The organism is Vibrio sp. VPAP30, from assembly GCF_001188205.1.
GTDB lineage: Bacteria > Pseudomonadota > Gammaproteobacteria > Enterobacterales > Vibrionaceae > Vibrio > Vibrio bivalvicida.
On record NZ_LBLS01000026.1, the window covers coordinates 301,483 to 316,933 of the forward strand.

The window sequence follows — 15,451 nt, forward strand, 5'->3', positions numbered from 1 at the left end:
CGCTTAGCGTTGTGATTAACCTTCGCTGTGGTTACCACGACCATGACCACGTTCGCCACGGTAGTTACCACGGTGATCACCACCACGGTTGCGATCAAAGCGACGCTCGCCGTCACGACGGCCACGGCCACCTTCACGGTTTCCATCACGGCCGCCTTCGCGATTACCTCGGTATCCGCCTTCACGATTGCCGTTACCTTCACGGTTTCCACGGTAACCACCTTCACGACGAGCACCATCGCGACCACGGCCACGACCGCCATCACGACCACCACTACGACGCGGTTCACGGAAATCATTGAAGTCACAAACTACTGCATCAACTTGTTTCTGACGAATACGTAGCTTACGAAGTTTACCAGCCGTCTCAGAAGACATCGCTTTTGGTAATTGAACGTAAGTCTCGCCTTGTGCAAGTTTGATTGCACCGATAGAGCCTTTAGTTAAACCTAGCTCGTTAGCTAGTGCGCCAACAATGTCTTTTACCTGAACGCCTTGCTCACGACCAACCTGAAGTTGGTATGTATCCCAGTCCTGGCTGTTAAAGTCACGGCGAGCTCCACCATCACGGCCATTTTCACGACGTTCTTTACGACGTTGCTTGTCACGCTCAATCGCTTCAATCATTGGATCTTCGCCAATGTAGAATAGCGGGCGCTTACCTTGTTGGCGCTTAAGCAAGATAGCAGCAAGTGTCGCTGCGTCTAGCTCTAGTGACTCTTGTAGTTTCTCAACCAACCCAGAGAATTTCTCTAGTGATTTGTGTTCTTTCTCTGTTTCTAGCTCAGCGCCTAGTTTCTCTAGACGAGCTTCTGCTACCTTGTCACGGTGCGGAAGTTGGATCTCTTCCATTGATGATTTAGTAACGCGCTCAATAGTGCGAAGCATACGAAGTTGGTTAGTACGAACCAAAAGGATCGCTTTACCTTTGCGCCCTGCACGGCCAGTACGGCCAATACGGTGGATGTATGACTCAACATCGAAAGGAATATCGTAGTTAAATACGTGTGTAATGCGTGGAACGTCAAGTCCACGTGCTACAACGTCAGTTGCAACTAGGATGTCGATAACACCTTGTTTGATGTGATCAACTGTACGCTCACGTAGAGACTGTGGAATGTCGCCATGCAGTGCAGATGCTTTAAAGCCACGTGCGCTTAACCAATCGGCTAGACGTTCTGTGTCTTGACGAGTACGTACGAATACGATTGAAGCGTCTGTCTCTTCAGTTTCAAGCATACGAGACATGGCTTCGTCTTTTTCTACGCCTTTAACAACCCAGAACTGCTGCTCTACTTTGTCTACTGTGTGGTTTTTTCCTGCAACGTCAACCGTTTCTGGATCACGCAGGAAACGCTCAACAATGCTTTTCAGCATAGGAGGCATAGTTGCAGAGAATAGAACGCGTTGTGCTGATTCAGGAGCGTGCTCCATGATCTCAGTTACGTCATCAACGAAGCCCATATTTAGCATTTCATCGGCTTCATCAAGAACAAAGGTATGTACTTCGTCAAGGTGTAGACGGTCACGGTTGATAAGATCTTGAACACGGCCAGGTGTACCAACAACAATGTGAGCACCGCTCTTAAGAGCACGCATTTGATCAACGATAGATGCACCACCGTAGATTTCAAGAACTTTTAGGCCCGAGATGTTCTTACCAAGGTTTTTGACTTCAGCGGCTACTTGAATTGCTAATTCGCGAGTTGGCGCCAGAACAATTGCTTGAGGCTTACGTTGTGCAAGGTCAAGCTTGTTAAGAAGAGGTAGAGAGAAAGCTGCTGTTTTACCAGTACCAGTCTGAGCTTTACCTAGTGCGTCTTTACCAGCCAATAGGTGCGGGATAGCAGCAGCCTGAATTGGAGTTGGTGAAACAAAACCCATACCATCAAGAGCTGAAAGGATAGAGTCGTTAAGCGCTAGATCGCTAAACTGAATTACAGAATCTGTCATTGGGATCCTACTATATAATGTCAACAAAAGGTCCCACGAGCTCTACCAATTCCAATACCAATCCAGTTGAGAGCTGATTCCGTTCAGATGCGGAAAAGTCGTAAATCGCATCAAGCCACTAGGGACGTAAGAATATCGATGCCGCTAACTATTTGCTCATTATGGCAGTGCATGTCAATAAACACATAGTTAGTAGCATCAATATAAGGGTGCGGATTATTCCCTAAAGGCACAAAAAAAGCTAGAAAAAATTGAATTTCATCACAATTTTTTCCTGATGTGAGAATTTTTGTCTACATCTCGTTCACCTAAGCGCTTGGTTAGGGTGAATTATGGTCAATTTCTTTTATTGCTAACTGTTTGAATTGTTCATGAAACACCAGATTGTCATGCTTCTAAGCTAGCAGGGGCATGGGCTGAATGGTATAGTAGGCGCAATTTTTCGGTTAGTGACTTACTCGGTAAAACAAGATAAATGTTTCAAGATAACCCTCTACTGGCTCAACTTAAGCAGCAAATCCAAGAAACTTTGCCTAAAAAAGAAGGCACGATCAAAGCTACTGAAAAAGGCTTTGGTTTTTTAGAAGTCGATAGCAAGACAAGCTACTTTATTCCGCCTCCGTACATGAAAAAATGTATGCATGGTGACAAAGTGAAAGCGATCATCCGTACAGAGAAAGAGCGCGAGCAAGCAGAGCCAGAAGAGCTATTGGAACAAGGTGTTCACCGTTTTATCGGTCGCGTTAAGCTGTTTAAAGGCAAGTTAAACGTGGCACCAGATCACCCTCAACTTAAAAAGTTATCTTTGAAGGCGAAGACGCGCAAAGGGATCAAGAGCGATGATCTAAAAGAAGGCGATTGGGTTGTTGCTCATCTTACGCAGCACCCATTAAAGGGTGATAACGGCTTCTTGGTTGAGATTAGCGAAAAAATCACAGATACCGATGATAAGATCGCGCCTTGGTGGGTAACACTGGCTCAAAATGATTTACCTAACAGCGAACCTGCGGGTATCGATAACTGGGAAATCAAAGATGATGCGGATCTAGAACGTGTTGATATGACGCATGTTCCATTCGTAACCATCGATGGTGCATCAACCAAAGATATGGATGATGCACTGTACGCTAAGAAAACAGAATCTGGTGATTTTGAGCTGACGATTGCGATTGCTGATCCAACGGCTTACATCACACCAGATAGCGAAATGGATAAAGTGGCGCGTGAACGTGGCTTTACGATTTACCTACCAGGTCGCAACATCCCTATGCTGCCTCGTGACCTAGCGGATGAGCTGTGCTCGCTGATGCAAGACGAAGTGCGCCCAGCGCTTTGCTGCACGGTAACAGTGGCTAAAGACGGCGTTATCGCTGATGACATCAAGTTCTTCGCTGCGAACATTAAATCACACGCTCGTCTTGTTTATGATCACGTGTCAGATTGGCTAGAAAATGGCGAATCAACCGAGTGGCAACCAAACGAAGAAATCGCACAAATCGTTCGTGACCTATATGACTTCTCTTTAGCGCGTGCCGATTGGCGTGAACAGAACGCGGTGGTGTTCCCAGATCGCCCAGACTACCGTTTTGAACTGAGTGAAGACAATGATGTTGTCGCGATTCACTCTGATATGCGTCGCAGTGCTAACCGTCTTGTAGAAGAAGCAATGATCACCGCGAATATTTGTGCTGGCCGTACTCTACAGTCGACGTTTAACTCAGGTGTATTCAACACGCACCTTGGTTTTAAAGCAGAGAAAATCGCCGATGTACTGGGCTTTGTTAACCCAGAAGGTGAGTTGCCGTTCACTGCTGAATCTGTCGCAACACTGGAAGGCTTCGCTGAGCTGCGTCGCTGGTTAGGTAAGCAAGAGTCAAGCTACCTTGATAATCGTATTCGTAAATTCCAAGCGTACAGTGAAATTGGTAACCAACCATTGCCACACTATGCGATGGGTCTTGATATTTACGCAACGTGGACTTCGCCAATTCGTAAGTATGGTGACATGATCAACCACCGTATGCTCAAAGCGCACATCCTAGGTAAAGAGCCTATTCAAACCGCTGATGAGACGGTTGGCGAAGAGCTGGCAATTCACCGTAAGCACCACAAGATTGCAGAGCGTAATGTAGGTGATTGGTTATACGCGCGTACTCTGGCTGAAGAGCCTGCGAAAGAGACCAAGTTCAACGGTGAGATCTTTGATATTAACCGTGCAGGCATGCGTATTCGCCTAATTGAGAACGGTGCCGCTGCGTTTGTCCCAGGTACGCTTATTCTAGCTAACAAAGAGCGTCTTGAGTGTAACGGTGAAAGTGGGACAGTCTCTATCGACAAAGAAGTGACTTACCGTTTGGGTGACGTACTCGAAGTGGTACTAACGGATGTTAATCAAGAAACACGTAGTTTAGTTGCCAAACCGACTCAAATCTTTGAAGACGTTAAAATCGTAGAAGAAGCGGCGACACCAACTGAATAGTATGTTTCGATAAGAACTTAAAGGCGCCATCAGAGCGCCTTTTTTAATACCTGGTTAATGAGGGTGATTGATTAAGTAAATAATGAGTTGGTGAAATATATACATTGCCAATTACAAAGCGCGGACAATTCCGTACATTTATTGTAAAGACCCTTATTGAGTATTCCTATAGTTTTGTAGTCGATTCAATCCACTAAGGAATATTAGGTAAGATTTATGAAAAAGGTTATTTTGCTGGCAGCTCTTATTTCACTCCCAACTTATGCCGCACAGAAGGTTGAAGGGTTTTATATCGGTGCAGGTATTGGTGATACAAGTTACGACGATGATGGATTTGGTAAAAGTGTTACTAATGGGACAACTTCAACCGAGACAGATGGTGCTTCGTTTAAACTGATTGGTGGCTACCAGTTTAACCAAATTGCGGCGATTGAAACACAGTATACAAAATACGGCACAGCAAACACTAAATTGTCTAACACCAAAGCTCTAACGATGGACAGTGAATCTCTCATGGTTGCGGCTAACTTAGGTTACACCTTTGATAATGGTCTAAGACCTTATGGCGTTATCGGTGCTGGTATTGTTAGCTGGGATGTGCGAAATGCCGGTGCGACAAACTATTTGGTTAACAAATCTTCAAGTACTTTTGCCGTTCGTGCAGGGTTAGGCCTTGAGTACGCACCTGCGATGTTTGACGGTTGGGCAGTTCGAGCAGGCTACGAAGTGGATGCATTTGAAGCGGAAGTAGAAGATTCATTAACCAAGAAGACAAGTTCACACACACTTGGAATGGGTTCTTTCTATGTAGGGTCGACCTATAAGTTTTAAGCAAGAGCACTACCACTAGGAGGGGGATCACTCTCCTAGTCTTGCCAAAACATCTCTTTAGGATCTTTATCAATTTCGCGCATGATCGCGGTTAGATCGCTGCTTTGTGCAAGATAAGGATATGGGATCCATTGCTCAGTACTTGAGTCTTGCTGTATGAACAACTGCCACTGATTTAGCTCACTGTTCCACGAGACCTTCGCGATAGGGTTCATGTAATCGCAGTGGCTCGAATCAAGCAGAAAGTGTTGCTTGATAAAAATTACCCCATTGTTCATGGTTTCAAAACTTGCCTTGCCTAATTCTGCGGGCATGCTTTGATTACGTTGCTTACATATTAGCTGCGCTCGGCTCTCGACTTGACGCTGTAGTAGACTCACTAGCCCCATGATGTTCCCACTTCACAATATGAGTATCTGTGTAACAGGTTACACTCCCCTAACCTAAGCATAGTATGTCCAAGATATTTCATTGTCTGCATAGGTTTTCACAAAAATGTCATCTAACCGCAATAACATAGCGCTGTATATTTATTTAGATATTTGACCAGTCGTCGTATCAGTTGGGAGTTTATTATGGTTCGTGTCGCTTTGGCTGCACTTTTGTCTACATCACTGCTTTCATTGCCAGTATTGTCAAAAGAAGTGAATGTTTCTGGTTCAACTTCGGTGGCTCGCGTCATGGATGTTCTAGCTGAAGATTACAACAGTAGTCACCCTGAAGGTTTTGTAGCGGTGCAGGGAGTGGGTTCTACTGCAGGGATAACCTTGGTTAAAAAAGGAGTTGCGGATCTAGGGATGAGCTCACGTTACTTAACTGAAAGTGAGCAAGATGAGTCTCTGACGGTAAAGCCTATTGCGTTTGATGGATTAGCGGTAGTGGTTAACAAATCTAACCCGATACAAAATGTGACGCGTGAGCAGTTGTTTGACATTTACAAAGGCAAAATTACCAATTGGAAGCAACTCGGGGGGCACGATCAGAAGATTGCCGTTGTGACGCGTGAAGCATCCTCGGGATCGCGATACAGCTTTGAAAGCTTGATGGGATTGACAAAAATCATCAATAGTCGCTTAGTGTCTGACATCAACCCAGATAACTTAGTGGTAAATAGCAACAGCATGGTGAAAACGATTGTTAACCACAATAAGCAAGCGATTGGCTTTGTTTCAACGGGTTCCGTTGACCACTCTATCAAAGCGATCCAATTTGACGGAGTTGAAGCCAGTAAGAAGACCATAGCAAGTGGGCAATACCAGCTGTCTCGCCCATTTCTAGTGCTGTACGAGACTGAAAAAATGAATGAAGATTTAAAGTCATTCATCAACTACCTAAATAGTGGTCACGCGAAGGCGCTGATTGAAGAGTATGGCTATGCGCCAGTTAAGCATTAACATAAATGCAAGATAAGAGGAGGGCTGCGGTCCTCCTTTTTGTTTTAGCTGTATCCCAAGTGTCAGTATAAGAAGGGAAAATATAGTCTAAACTCATAGAAGACCTAGCCAACTGGAAAGTTAGATGTCCTCATGGGTTACCAAAGTGCTTGTGTTTTGCCTTGCACTGTTTTCTGGACCATCAGTTTTGAGCTCAAGTGAGCCCACGCATAATGCGACCAAGGTGGTTCCTGTGGTCAAGATCAGTGGAGCAATCGGCCCTGCTGTGGGTGACTACGTCATCGAAGAAATTAAACTTGCTAATCAAACAATCAATACGTCTGCCCTGATCATTACTCTTGATACGCCTGGTGGGTTAGTGAGTAGCCTAAGAGACATCAATCAAGCGATACTCGCTTCCCAAGTGCCTATCTTGTGTCTGGTGCACCCTCAGGGGGCACGTGCAGCGAGTGCGGGCACTTTTCTCCTGTATGCATGTCATATCGCCGCAATGGCACCCGCAACCACACTAGGTGCTGCGACCCCGGTCAGTATTGGTGGAGGATCAAGCCCACAGCCAACAGATGAGTCACCGAAAGAGCCTTCGGCCATGGAGAAGAAAATGCTAAACGACTCGATTGCTTATATTCGTTCATTGGCCCAATTGCGTGGCAGAAACGCCGAATGGGCAGAAAAGGCGGTTCGTGAGGCGGCGACTCTCTCATCTAGTGAAGCATTAGAGCAAAACGTGATAAACATGATTGCCGACACGCCAGAACAATTACTCATCAAGTCTGATGGGCTGATGGTTAACTTAAACGATGAGGACACCCCGCTAACAACTGCGGAGGCGGAGCTTGCATATAAGACACCCGATTGGCGTCATCAATTTCTCTCTACCATTACAGATCCAAATATCGCCTATATATTGATGATGATAGGTATCTATGGCCTATTGCTAGAGTTCTACAGCCCAGGGTTCGGCGTGGCTGGCGTGACCGGAGCTATTTCTCTACTGATCGCGACTTATGCTTTTCAAATGTTACCAGTCAACTACGTTGGAATTGGCTTAATCTTACTTGGTATCGGACTGCTCGTTGCTGAGTCATTAATACCTAGCTTTGGTATTTTCGGTTTCGGTGGAGTTATTGCCTTTGTGCTGGGTTCTATATTTCTTATCGACAGCGATCTCCCCGAGTTGCAGGTTTCGCTAAATCTAATCTACTCCATTGCATTGATTTCAGCTGCACTTGTCGTATTTGTACTGCGTAGAATAATGCAACTAAGAAAAAGTCAGGTTGTCAGCGGGATAGAGAACCTTATTGGTCGGCAGGCGGTAGTTGATAGTCACTTTACCACAGACGGATATATCCTTGTTGAAGGGGAGCGTTGGGCCGCGCATGGTGATGGTCAGTTTTGTCAGGGAGAGGTTGTGATTGTGGAGGCCATTGATGGCCTAATTTTAAAAATTAAGAAACAGCAAGGAAGTGACTATGATGGAACAAATAATCACTAGTGGCATGCTGACTCCAGTACTGATTGTGGTACTGGTGTTTATGGTCGCGTTCAGCATGTTCCACGTGTTGCGAGAATACGAGCGTGGCGTCATTTTTTTCCTCGGACGCTTTCAAATGGTCAAAGGCCCCGGGTTGATCATTGTTATCCCCGTAATTCAACAAATCGTTAAAGTTGATATGCGGACAGTGGTGATGGATGTACCTAGCCAAGATGTTATTAGCCGTGACAACGTATCTGTTCGTGTCAACGCTGTCATCTATTTTCGAGTGGTTGACGCTCAAAAGGCGATCATCAACGTCGAGGATTATTTAGCGGCGACGTCTCAACTTGCACAAACGACATTGCGTTCTGTCCTTGGGCAGCATGAGTTAGATGAGATGCTAGCGAATAGAGATATGCTTAATACCGATATTCAGACCATACTCGATACCCGTTCTGATGGATGGGGGATTAAGGTATCGGACGTGGAGATTAAACACGTCGATCTCAATGAAAATATGATTCGTGCAATAGCAAAACAAGCAGAAGCAGAGCGCGCGCGAAGAGCGAAAGTGATACACGCGTCAGGTGAGATGGAAGCGTCAGAAAAGTTAGTAGAGGCCGCTAGTAAGATGGCGACCCAGCCTAATGCAATGTTACTACGTTACTTGCAAACTTTGACGGAAATTGCAGGAGAGAAGAGCTCTACCATCGCTTTTCCACTGCCTATGGAGTTAATGGAAGGATTGTTTAAACGAAGTGGCAGTAGTGACAAAAAAGAATAGCCTGAAAAACAGCAAAAATTGGCTCTCTAATCAAAAGAGAGCCGCGTTTGCATGGGTTATTTAGAGACAGTTCTGAGTTGATGCCCCTCTACATTAACAACGACATAGCTAACCAACTGCCCGTTGATGTCTTTTTGGTTAGTTGCCGTTGGTTGTCCATCAACTTTTAACGACGAGTAATCACCATAGAACCAAGCTTCCCACTCAAGAGGATTAGCTGAAGTGTTGGTCACACTTGTTTGATCAAGCCCCTCATGTCGAATGGTAAGCTCATGCTCGCCCATGATTAAGTGTTTAGCTTCTAGCCACTCAATGTCTTCTGTTAGGTGTGAAGCAGTAACGATTCGATCTTCAGATGCATTTGGCTTAATACCCATTAGTCCTTCAATGGTGTTGGAAATAAAGGTGAATGATAGCTCAGGATAGTCTCCGTTCGTTCCTTGAGTCGGACGTTCGTGCGGCTCGTCCTTGTTGTCCATGATGTATTGCATCCACTTCCAAGCTTCTTCATTGCGATTATAAGGGAAGTACGTCTCAGGGATGTAGGTATAGGCTTCGATGTTGTTCGGTGCTTCAGGAGTAGAGCCGATACCATCGCCAAGGTTAGCAGCGATAAAGTCGAGATATCTGTCATTGCGCTCACCCGGATTAGTAATGCGTTTCATCGGCATAAACCAGCTGTTTTCTTTACCAAAGTCATTTAGACGCAAACCGTCTTTTTGCACAATGTTGACGTAGTTCCCTAGTGGCTCGTTGGAATCTGCTATACTCCATTCTTGATTAAAATAGGTTTTAAGCTGTTGCGCTTTTTCACTCCAAACCGCCGCTTGACTGTATTCTTGGCGAGCTTCAAGCATTTTTGAGTAGGCTAGGGTAGCTTGATATTGAGAGCCAATAGCGTCGCCGGCTTCAATTGGAAATTCACCACGTTCATTATAGGTTGCCGAACCCTCGAATATCCCCCCATACCCCTCCGCGATACCATTGGGGTCTTGGTCGTCGTGAAGAGCGATATAGTCAGTTAGCACTTTTGTATAGAATTGCCAAAGATCTGAATCTTTGATGTAGCGTTTGTCACCTGTCCAAAGGTATTGCTGCCAAGCTTTTTCTACAAACTCGAATTGGGCTGGTACTTCTCTTACAAACCAAGAATCGTCGACGTAATCGATAGTGTGGGGTGTGCCATCAAAGTTCACTGCCCAAAGTGTGTACCATTTTCTTGACTCTGTAGAGTGCTTGGCAAAGGTCTTAAACATTGAGAAGTTCTCAGTATCGAGACCCGCCAACTTAGCTCCACTTGCCTGATGCAAGAAGTCGCGCGAGTAAAAAGCAGTTCGATCAAAATATCCCGCCCAATAAGAAGGGATGTAATCAGCTGTTCCGGTACCATCGTTATTGTTTTCATCTCGGTTCACTAGGTCGTGTTGCCCTGTCATTACAAACCGTTCAGTTTTATCCATGGCCCACGAAAAAGAGTCTTGTAGTTTTACATTCGAAGAGGTGACAACGAGTTGCTTGGGTTTTTCCATGGCGATAAGTACCCAGTTTTCTGGCTTGTGGCCCTCTGCAGTTAGCTTGACTTTAATAGGGTGAGTAAAGTCGAGAGTGTCTCCCTCTTTGATTGAAGTAACGCTACCGTCTGATATTTTAAGGTTGCTGATAGTAAGTTGGGTCAAGTCTGTCCCGTATGGCACCTGAAACTCAATGCGTTTGTTGTTTCGGTTGACGTTTGTCAGGCCTGATTGCTCTCTTGCATTGAATTGTACGATTTGATTGAAGCTTAATGGTTTGTTTTTGTTACTTTTAGCTAAGCTTACGTTGTCGACACTCACGCCGCCTTTGTCAGATCCAGTTAGTGAGACTTTTATCTGTTCGCCTCGCTCTAACGCGATATGTTTAAGCGTATTCAGCTTATATTTTTTGCTTTTCTTTACGGGTTTACTGAATAAGACTTCATCGTAAAGGTTTATAATTGATATTGTGGCATCAGTGGAAGGGCTGACTACGTAGGCAGACAGGTCATAATATCCTGTTTCTAAGATGGTGATTGTTTGGCTGATGTTATGACTGGTTCCCATTGCGATTCTGCCGTGGTATTGACCTTGGTAAGCCGAGTCATTTTTGATATTGGCGAACCAATAATCCCAGCCAAGCCCCTTGTTTTCAAAGCTAGGATTCGTGATTAGGTTGACGTTATGTTTGGCATAAGCAACGCCAGACGCAGCAATCGTACAGGCGATAGCGTAGGTTAATAGGTTGCGTTTCATAAACTTCTCGTTATTGATTTATTAGAGGTAGGGAAGGTTTGTATATTAAAAAGCGGGCATTACCCCGCTTATTTACTATGTAGCTTGCGCAGGACTGACGGCTTTTGGTTTGCCGATTGTTTCTGATTCGCTGTCCGTAACATGCTGGTACTTTTCGGTAAGCTGGTCTTGGATGTTTTGGTGGAACTGACCGTTTAATTTGTAGAAGCGGAAGTAAACAACCAATGCTATCGCGAAGAAGAGTGCGGGTAAGCCAACCATGATGCATTGCATGCCAAATACTGTCTCTGGGCTTTGCTCAACGTTCGGCACATAGTCGACGGCAGTAAGCGCAATACCAATAAAGAATGCGGCGAAAGCTGACCCTGCTTTTACAACCAAAGTTTGAACAGAGTAAGCGATACTTTCACAACGTTGGCCGAGTTTGAATTCGCCATAGTCTACCGTGTCCGCCACCATGATAACGTTCAGTACCCAGAACAGAGCGGTTCCGATTTGTAGCAGAACACCTGCTGCGGAAATTAAAAGGATACTTTGTTTATCGTACATACCCACATAGATAAGCACCGCACTACCCAAAATTGGCAGAGTTGAGGCGCACGCCCACAAGACTCGGCGAGAAAACAGTTGTGCGAGTTTAGGGAACAAAACAAGTGTTATCAGGTTTGCAATGCCAGCATATGCCATGTAGTAAGGAAATAGATCCTCGTTACCGACCACATAGGTAAAGTAGTAAACTGCAAATGCGGTAATGATGTTGGTTGCGAGGTTATATGACAGTGCCATACACAAAACGCTTGTTAGCTGGTCATTTTTGTAGATGAGCTTAAGGAGTTTATTTAATGTAACTTTTTCTTCGGGTTGACTATGGTCGAGCTTGCCAGTTGAGTAGCGCTCTTTAACATTTCTCAATGTGATATAGGTTGAGATAACAAAACAACCAATAAGTAGCAGGGTGAATACTTGGAAACCGTAGCCTTTATCTTCGCCTCCCACATAGTTTACAAACGGTATTGCGATGGCTGCGGTGACAAGCCAAGCAAGGCTAGCAAAAAATCTAGGGTAAGGGACGAGATCTTCTCGTTCTCGTTTATCTAAGGTCAGAGTAGGGACTAAAGACCAGAAAGGAATGTCCATTAAGGTGTAGGTCATACCCCACAATATATAGGTAACAGCTGCATAAGCAATAAGCCATGGGCCTTCTATATGGTGGGCGCTAAACAGCATAAACAGCACGATTGAGTTGGTAATCGTACCAATTAAAATCCAGGGTTTGAATTTACCCCATCGACTACGAGTATTGTTTACAACCCACCCCATAATTGGGTCATTGACGGCATCCCAAATTCGGGCGACGAGAAAGATGGTACCAACCGTAGCAGCAGAGATGCCGACTACGTCTGTGTAGTAAAACATCAGGTACATGTAGACAATGGTAATGGCAAAGTCCTTACCAAATGCCCCAAAGCCGTAACTCAGCTTTGTGTTCATTGAAATGCTCATGGGTGCTCCTTACGCCTCCTATACAGAAGGCGTATCTTGTTCACGTTATATTGTTATTAAAATAATTTGTTATTAGAAGTTAAGCTTGCGGGTAAACCCAATCTGGCAGCCAACCTCGATGTGCTTCGATTAAGTCATCAACCAATGCATAGATCTCTTCCAAGCCTAAGACTGCTGCTGTATGAGGGTCGAGCATGGCTGCGTGATAAATTCGGTCACGGTTTTCGGTCAAAATTGCTTCTGTGAGTAGCGTTTGTACATTAATGTTGGTTTGCATTAATGCTGCAAGGTGGTTTGGCAGACGGCCTGCTTTGATTGGCTGAACTCCATTTGCATCCACAAGACAGGCGACTTCAACACAACACCCGTGAGGTAAGTTGTCGATTAGAGCCTCGTTCTTGACGTTGCCATAGATGACGCTCGGCGCACCTGTCCAAATAGAGTTCATTATGGTACTTGCATACTCATGAGATTCATTGACCGTAATTTCATCCGCATTTTTAAACGCTTGCAAATCGTTCTTCCAGTCAGCAATTTGTTCTACACAACGTTTTGGATATTCATCAAGAGGCACTTTATAACGTTCAATTAAATCCGGACGATTGGGTTTAATAAAATATGGAGTGTATTCAGAAAAATGTTCGGATGATTCAGTGACAAAATAGCCGAGCTTCTTAAACATTTCGTATCTAACTAGGTTAGTGCAGCGACCGTTATGATGAAGACCAGGTTTAGGCGCTTGACCGCTTTCAAAAGCGGCGAGTAAATCCGGGTAAATGTCGACATAGTCACCTTGCTCTGTTTTTTTCTCTAGAGTTAAGTAGTACGCCATGTGGTTGATTCCAGCACAGGTATAACGTAGATCTTGGTAGTCTAGTTCAAGATCGCGAGCTAACTCTTCTGCTGTGCCTTGTACGGAGTGGCATAGGCCAACCTGTTTGATGTTTGGGTATTTCTCATACATCGCCCAGGTATTCATAGCCATTGGGTTGACATAGTTGAGCATAGTTGCGTGAGGGCACACTTCACTCATGTCTTCACATACTTTCCACAGATGGGGAATAGTACGTAGAGAACGCATGATACCGCCAGGGCCAAGAGTATCCGCGATGGTTTGTTCCAAACCGTGTTTCTTGCACACCTCAAAATCCGTCACAGTACATGGCTCGTATCCCCCAATTTGGAAGGCAATTACGACGAAATCTGCGCTATCGAGTGCTTCTTTTTGGTCGAGGTGACAGCTTATAGAGCCGGTCGCTCCAGCGGATTGCATTAACTTACTTACAACAAGGTAAGATTCTTCTAAACGAGTACCGTCTATGTCCATTAGCGCAATATGGGCGTTCTTCAATGCAGGCTTATGGAACACGTCGCCAAGAATGTTTTTGACAAAAATGGTCGAACCAGCACCGATAAAAGTGATCTTAGGGCTATTCATTATCTTGTTCCTTATTTATCACGTATTTGATTGAATAAGTACACATTACCTGCGCAAGCCGCACCGATTCGTCTCACTTAAAAACCGCAAACTCCTATTTCCTAATATTTATCCTCCCTGTTTCGTTAATCTTATTTTTTGGGACACATTGAAGATAAACCGGGACGGAAAACTAAGTTATTGATCATGAGAATGGTTGTCGGTTAGAAGGTGGTTTGACAGTATGGTTTAGCATGATCGCGGTCTGCGTATTTTATTGATAGGTTTGCTACAAGTACGTCATAGATGATTTAAAGGAACGGGCAATGGGTGACGACAATAGCGATGCGACGCATATAGTGACTCAAAACGAGTACACGGAAGATAATATGTTGGTGAGTCCGCTTTCTCTATACTCATCTTATGAAAAGATAGACGTTGAGTTTCGAGCTCCCCATTCAATGCCGGGTTATCATTGGCATGGTCAAGTTGAGGTCAATATCCCGTTTGGTGATGATGTCGAATATATCGTTAATGGTACACCAGTAGTAATAGAAAATGGTGCTATTGGCCTATTCTGGGCTTCAGTGCCACACCGACTAACCAATCCTGGTAGCAGCCACAATATGGGTATAATCAATATCCCCATTCATCAGTTTATGTCTTGGCCATTGAGTCGCGATCTCGTCAATCAAATCACTCATGGTTGCGTTTTACAATCGGACTCTAAAACACTTATCAGTGAATTTGAGTTGGAGCGTTGGGCAAGGGAAATGAGCGATAATTCAGAAAGCAGGAGGCAACTTGCCACTGATGAAATCGGCTTGATGCTTAGACGAGTTTGCATCGACGGTTGGAAGCAGTTGGTGTCGACCCAAGCGGATAAATCGGCAAAAAAAGGCGTTTCCAAGCATTCTCAGTTTTATGTCAGCCAGATGCTCGAATATATAGCGACTCATCATAATATGCCGCTAACGACAAAGAAAATTGCCGAGCATGTAGGGCTTCACGCCAATTATGCGATGAATGTATTTCAACGAACGATGCAGATGACGATTAAGCAGTACATCACAGCGATGCGAATCAATCATGCAAGGGCATTGTTGAGCGATACGGACAGAACTATTTTGGATATAGCTCTGACGGTGGGGTTTAATTCTAGCAGCAGATTCTACGAAACTTTTCAAACCTATATAGGCGTCACACCTACTCAATATCGCAAGCTCGCTAGAGAAGAGCACCGCTGGAGTCTTCATGGCAGCAATCCTTTGTATGATCTTGAGAAAGGGGCATGTGATGGCAAACGACCCGTTGGTGTGGCAAGCAACAGCAGATAATAAAAAAGC

General features: G+C 44.8%; 11 protein-coding genes. 6 read left to right on the forward strand and 5 right to left on the reverse strand.

Annotated elements, in window-relative coordinates:
- Positions 1 to 15: 15 nt before the first annotated feature.
- Positions 16 to 1,953, reverse strand: a complete 1,938-nt coding sequence (locus ZX61_RS11810; protein WP_049844819.1) for a DEAD/DEAH box helicase — start codon at positions 1,951 to 1,953, stop codon at positions 16 to 18.
- Positions 1,954 to 2,428: 475 nt separating this feature from the next.
- Between ZX61_RS11810 and rnb the strand changes: the two genes are divergently transcribed.
- Complete coding sequence (rnb, locus tag ZX61_RS11815; protein WP_049844820.1) at positions 2,429 to 4,432, forward strand: exoribonuclease II; 2,004 nt, start codon at positions 2,429 to 2,431, stop codon at positions 4,430 to 4,432.
- A gap of 216 nt (positions 4,433 to 4,648) precedes the next feature.
- Entirely contained in the window at positions 4,649 to 5,263 is a 615-nt protein-coding gene (locus tag ZX61_RS11820; RefSeq protein WP_049844821.1) for a porin family protein, read from the forward strand.
- A gap of 35 nt (positions 5,264 to 5,298) precedes the next feature.
- On the opposite strand, the gene ZX61_RS11825 is transcribed toward ZX61_RS11820, so the two are convergent.
- A complete protein-coding gene (locus ZX61_RS11825; protein ID WP_049844822.1) occupies positions 5,299 to 5,652 on the reverse strand; it encodes a DUF3024 domain-containing protein in 354 nt (117 codons plus the stop codon).
- Positions 5,653 to 5,838: 186 nt separating this feature from the next.
- Between ZX61_RS11825 and ZX61_RS11830 the strand changes: the two genes are divergently transcribed.
- From ZX61_RS11830 to ZX61_RS11840, 3 genes are all read left to right on the forward strand, one after another.
- Positions 5,839 to 6,657, forward strand: a complete 819-nt coding sequence (locus ZX61_RS11830; protein WP_049844823.1) for a phosphate ABC transporter substrate-binding protein — start codon at positions 5,839 to 5,841, stop codon at positions 6,655 to 6,657.
- A 124-nt stretch (positions 6,658 to 6,781) separates the two neighbouring features.
- Complete coding sequence (locus ZX61_RS11835) at positions 6,782 to 8,152, forward strand: NfeD family protein (RefSeq protein ID WP_049844824.1); 1,371 nt, start codon at positions 6,782 to 6,784, stop codon at positions 8,150 to 8,152.
- Positions 8,130 to 8,918, forward strand: a complete 789-nt coding sequence (locus ZX61_RS11840; protein WP_049844825.1) for a slipin family protein — start codon at positions 8,130 to 8,132, stop codon at positions 8,916 to 8,918. Before ZX61_RS11835 ends, ZX61_RS11840 begins: the two co-directional genes overlap by 23 nt.
- 56 nt (positions 8,919 to 8,974) lie before the next feature.
- Here ZX61_RS11840 and ZX61_RS11845 read toward each other — a convergent pair whose 3' ends face one another.
- From ZX61_RS11845 to ZX61_RS11855, 3 genes are all read right to left on the reverse strand, one after another.
- Entirely contained in the window at positions 8,975 to 11,185 is a 2,211-nt protein-coding gene (locus ZX61_RS11845) for a hypothetical protein (protein WP_049844826.1), read from the reverse strand.
- Between the two features lie 75 nt (positions 11,186 to 11,260).
- Positions 11,261 to 12,688, reverse strand: a complete 1,428-nt coding sequence (gene melB / locus ZX61_RS11850; RefSeq protein WP_049844827.1) for a melibiose:sodium transporter MelB — start codon at positions 12,686 to 12,688, stop codon at positions 11,261 to 11,263.
- Between the two features lie 79 nt (positions 12,689 to 12,767).
- Positions 12,768 to 14,126 carry an alpha-glucosidase/alpha-galactosidase gene (locus ZX61_RS11855; RefSeq protein WP_049844828.1) on the reverse strand — a complete coding sequence of 453 codons (1,359 nt, stop codon included), beginning with the start codon at positions 14,124 to 14,126 and terminating at the stop codon, positions 12,768 to 12,770.
- Between the two features lie 305 nt (positions 14,127 to 14,431).
- Here ZX61_RS11855 and melR point away from each other — a divergent pair, with 305 nt between their 5' ends.
- Positions 14,432 to 15,442: a transcriptional regulator MelR gene (gene melR / locus ZX61_RS11860; RefSeq protein WP_049844829.1), complete on the forward strand. Its 1,011-nt coding sequence runs from the start codon at positions 14,432 to 14,434 to the stop codon at positions 15,440 to 15,442.
- Positions 15,443 to 15,451: the final 9 nt, after the last annotated feature.

Bases quoted from the DNA above. Each gene is read 5' to 3' on its own strand.
- ZX61_RS11830 (WP_049844823.1), top strand. From the start codon at position 5,839: ATGGTTCGTGTCGCTTTGGCTGCACTTTTGTCTACATCACTGCTTTCA.
- ZX61_RS11825 (WP_049844822.1), bottom strand. From the start codon at position 5,652: ATGGGGCTAGTGAGTCTACTACAGCGTCAAGTCGAGAGCCGAGCGCAG.
- ZX61_RS11840 (WP_049844825.1), top strand. From the start codon at position 8,130: ATGATGGAACAAATAATCACTAGTGGCATGCTGACTCCAGTACTGATT.
- melR (WP_049844829.1), top strand. From the start codon at position 14,432: ATGGGTGACGACAATAGCGATGCGACGCATATAGTGACTCAAAACGAG.
- rnb (WP_049844820.1), top strand. From the start codon at position 2,429: ATGTTTCAAGATAACCCTCTACTGGCTCAACTTAAGCAGCAAATCCAA.
- ZX61_RS11820 (WP_049844821.1), top strand. From the start codon at position 4,649: ATGAAAAAGGTTATTTTGCTGGCAGCTCTTATTTCACTCCCAACTTAT.
- ZX61_RS11855 (WP_049844828.1), bottom strand. From the start codon at position 14,126: ATGAATAGCCCTAAGATCACTTTTATCGGTGCTGGTTCGACCATTTTT.
- ZX61_RS11810 (WP_049844819.1), bottom strand. From the start codon at position 1,953: ATGACAGATTCTGTAATTCAGTTTAGCGATCTAGCGCTTAACGACTCT.
- ZX61_RS11835 (WP_049844824.1), top strand. From the start codon at position 6,782: ATGTCCTCATGGGTTACCAAAGTGCTTGTGTTTTGCCTTGCACTGTTT.
- ZX61_RS11845 (WP_049844826.1), bottom strand. From the start codon at position 11,185: ATGAAACGCAACCTATTAACCTACGCTATCGCCTGTACGATTGCTGCG.
- melB (WP_049844827.1), bottom strand. From the start codon at position 12,688: ATGAGCATTTCAATGAACACAAAGCTGAGTTACGGCTTTGGGGCATTT.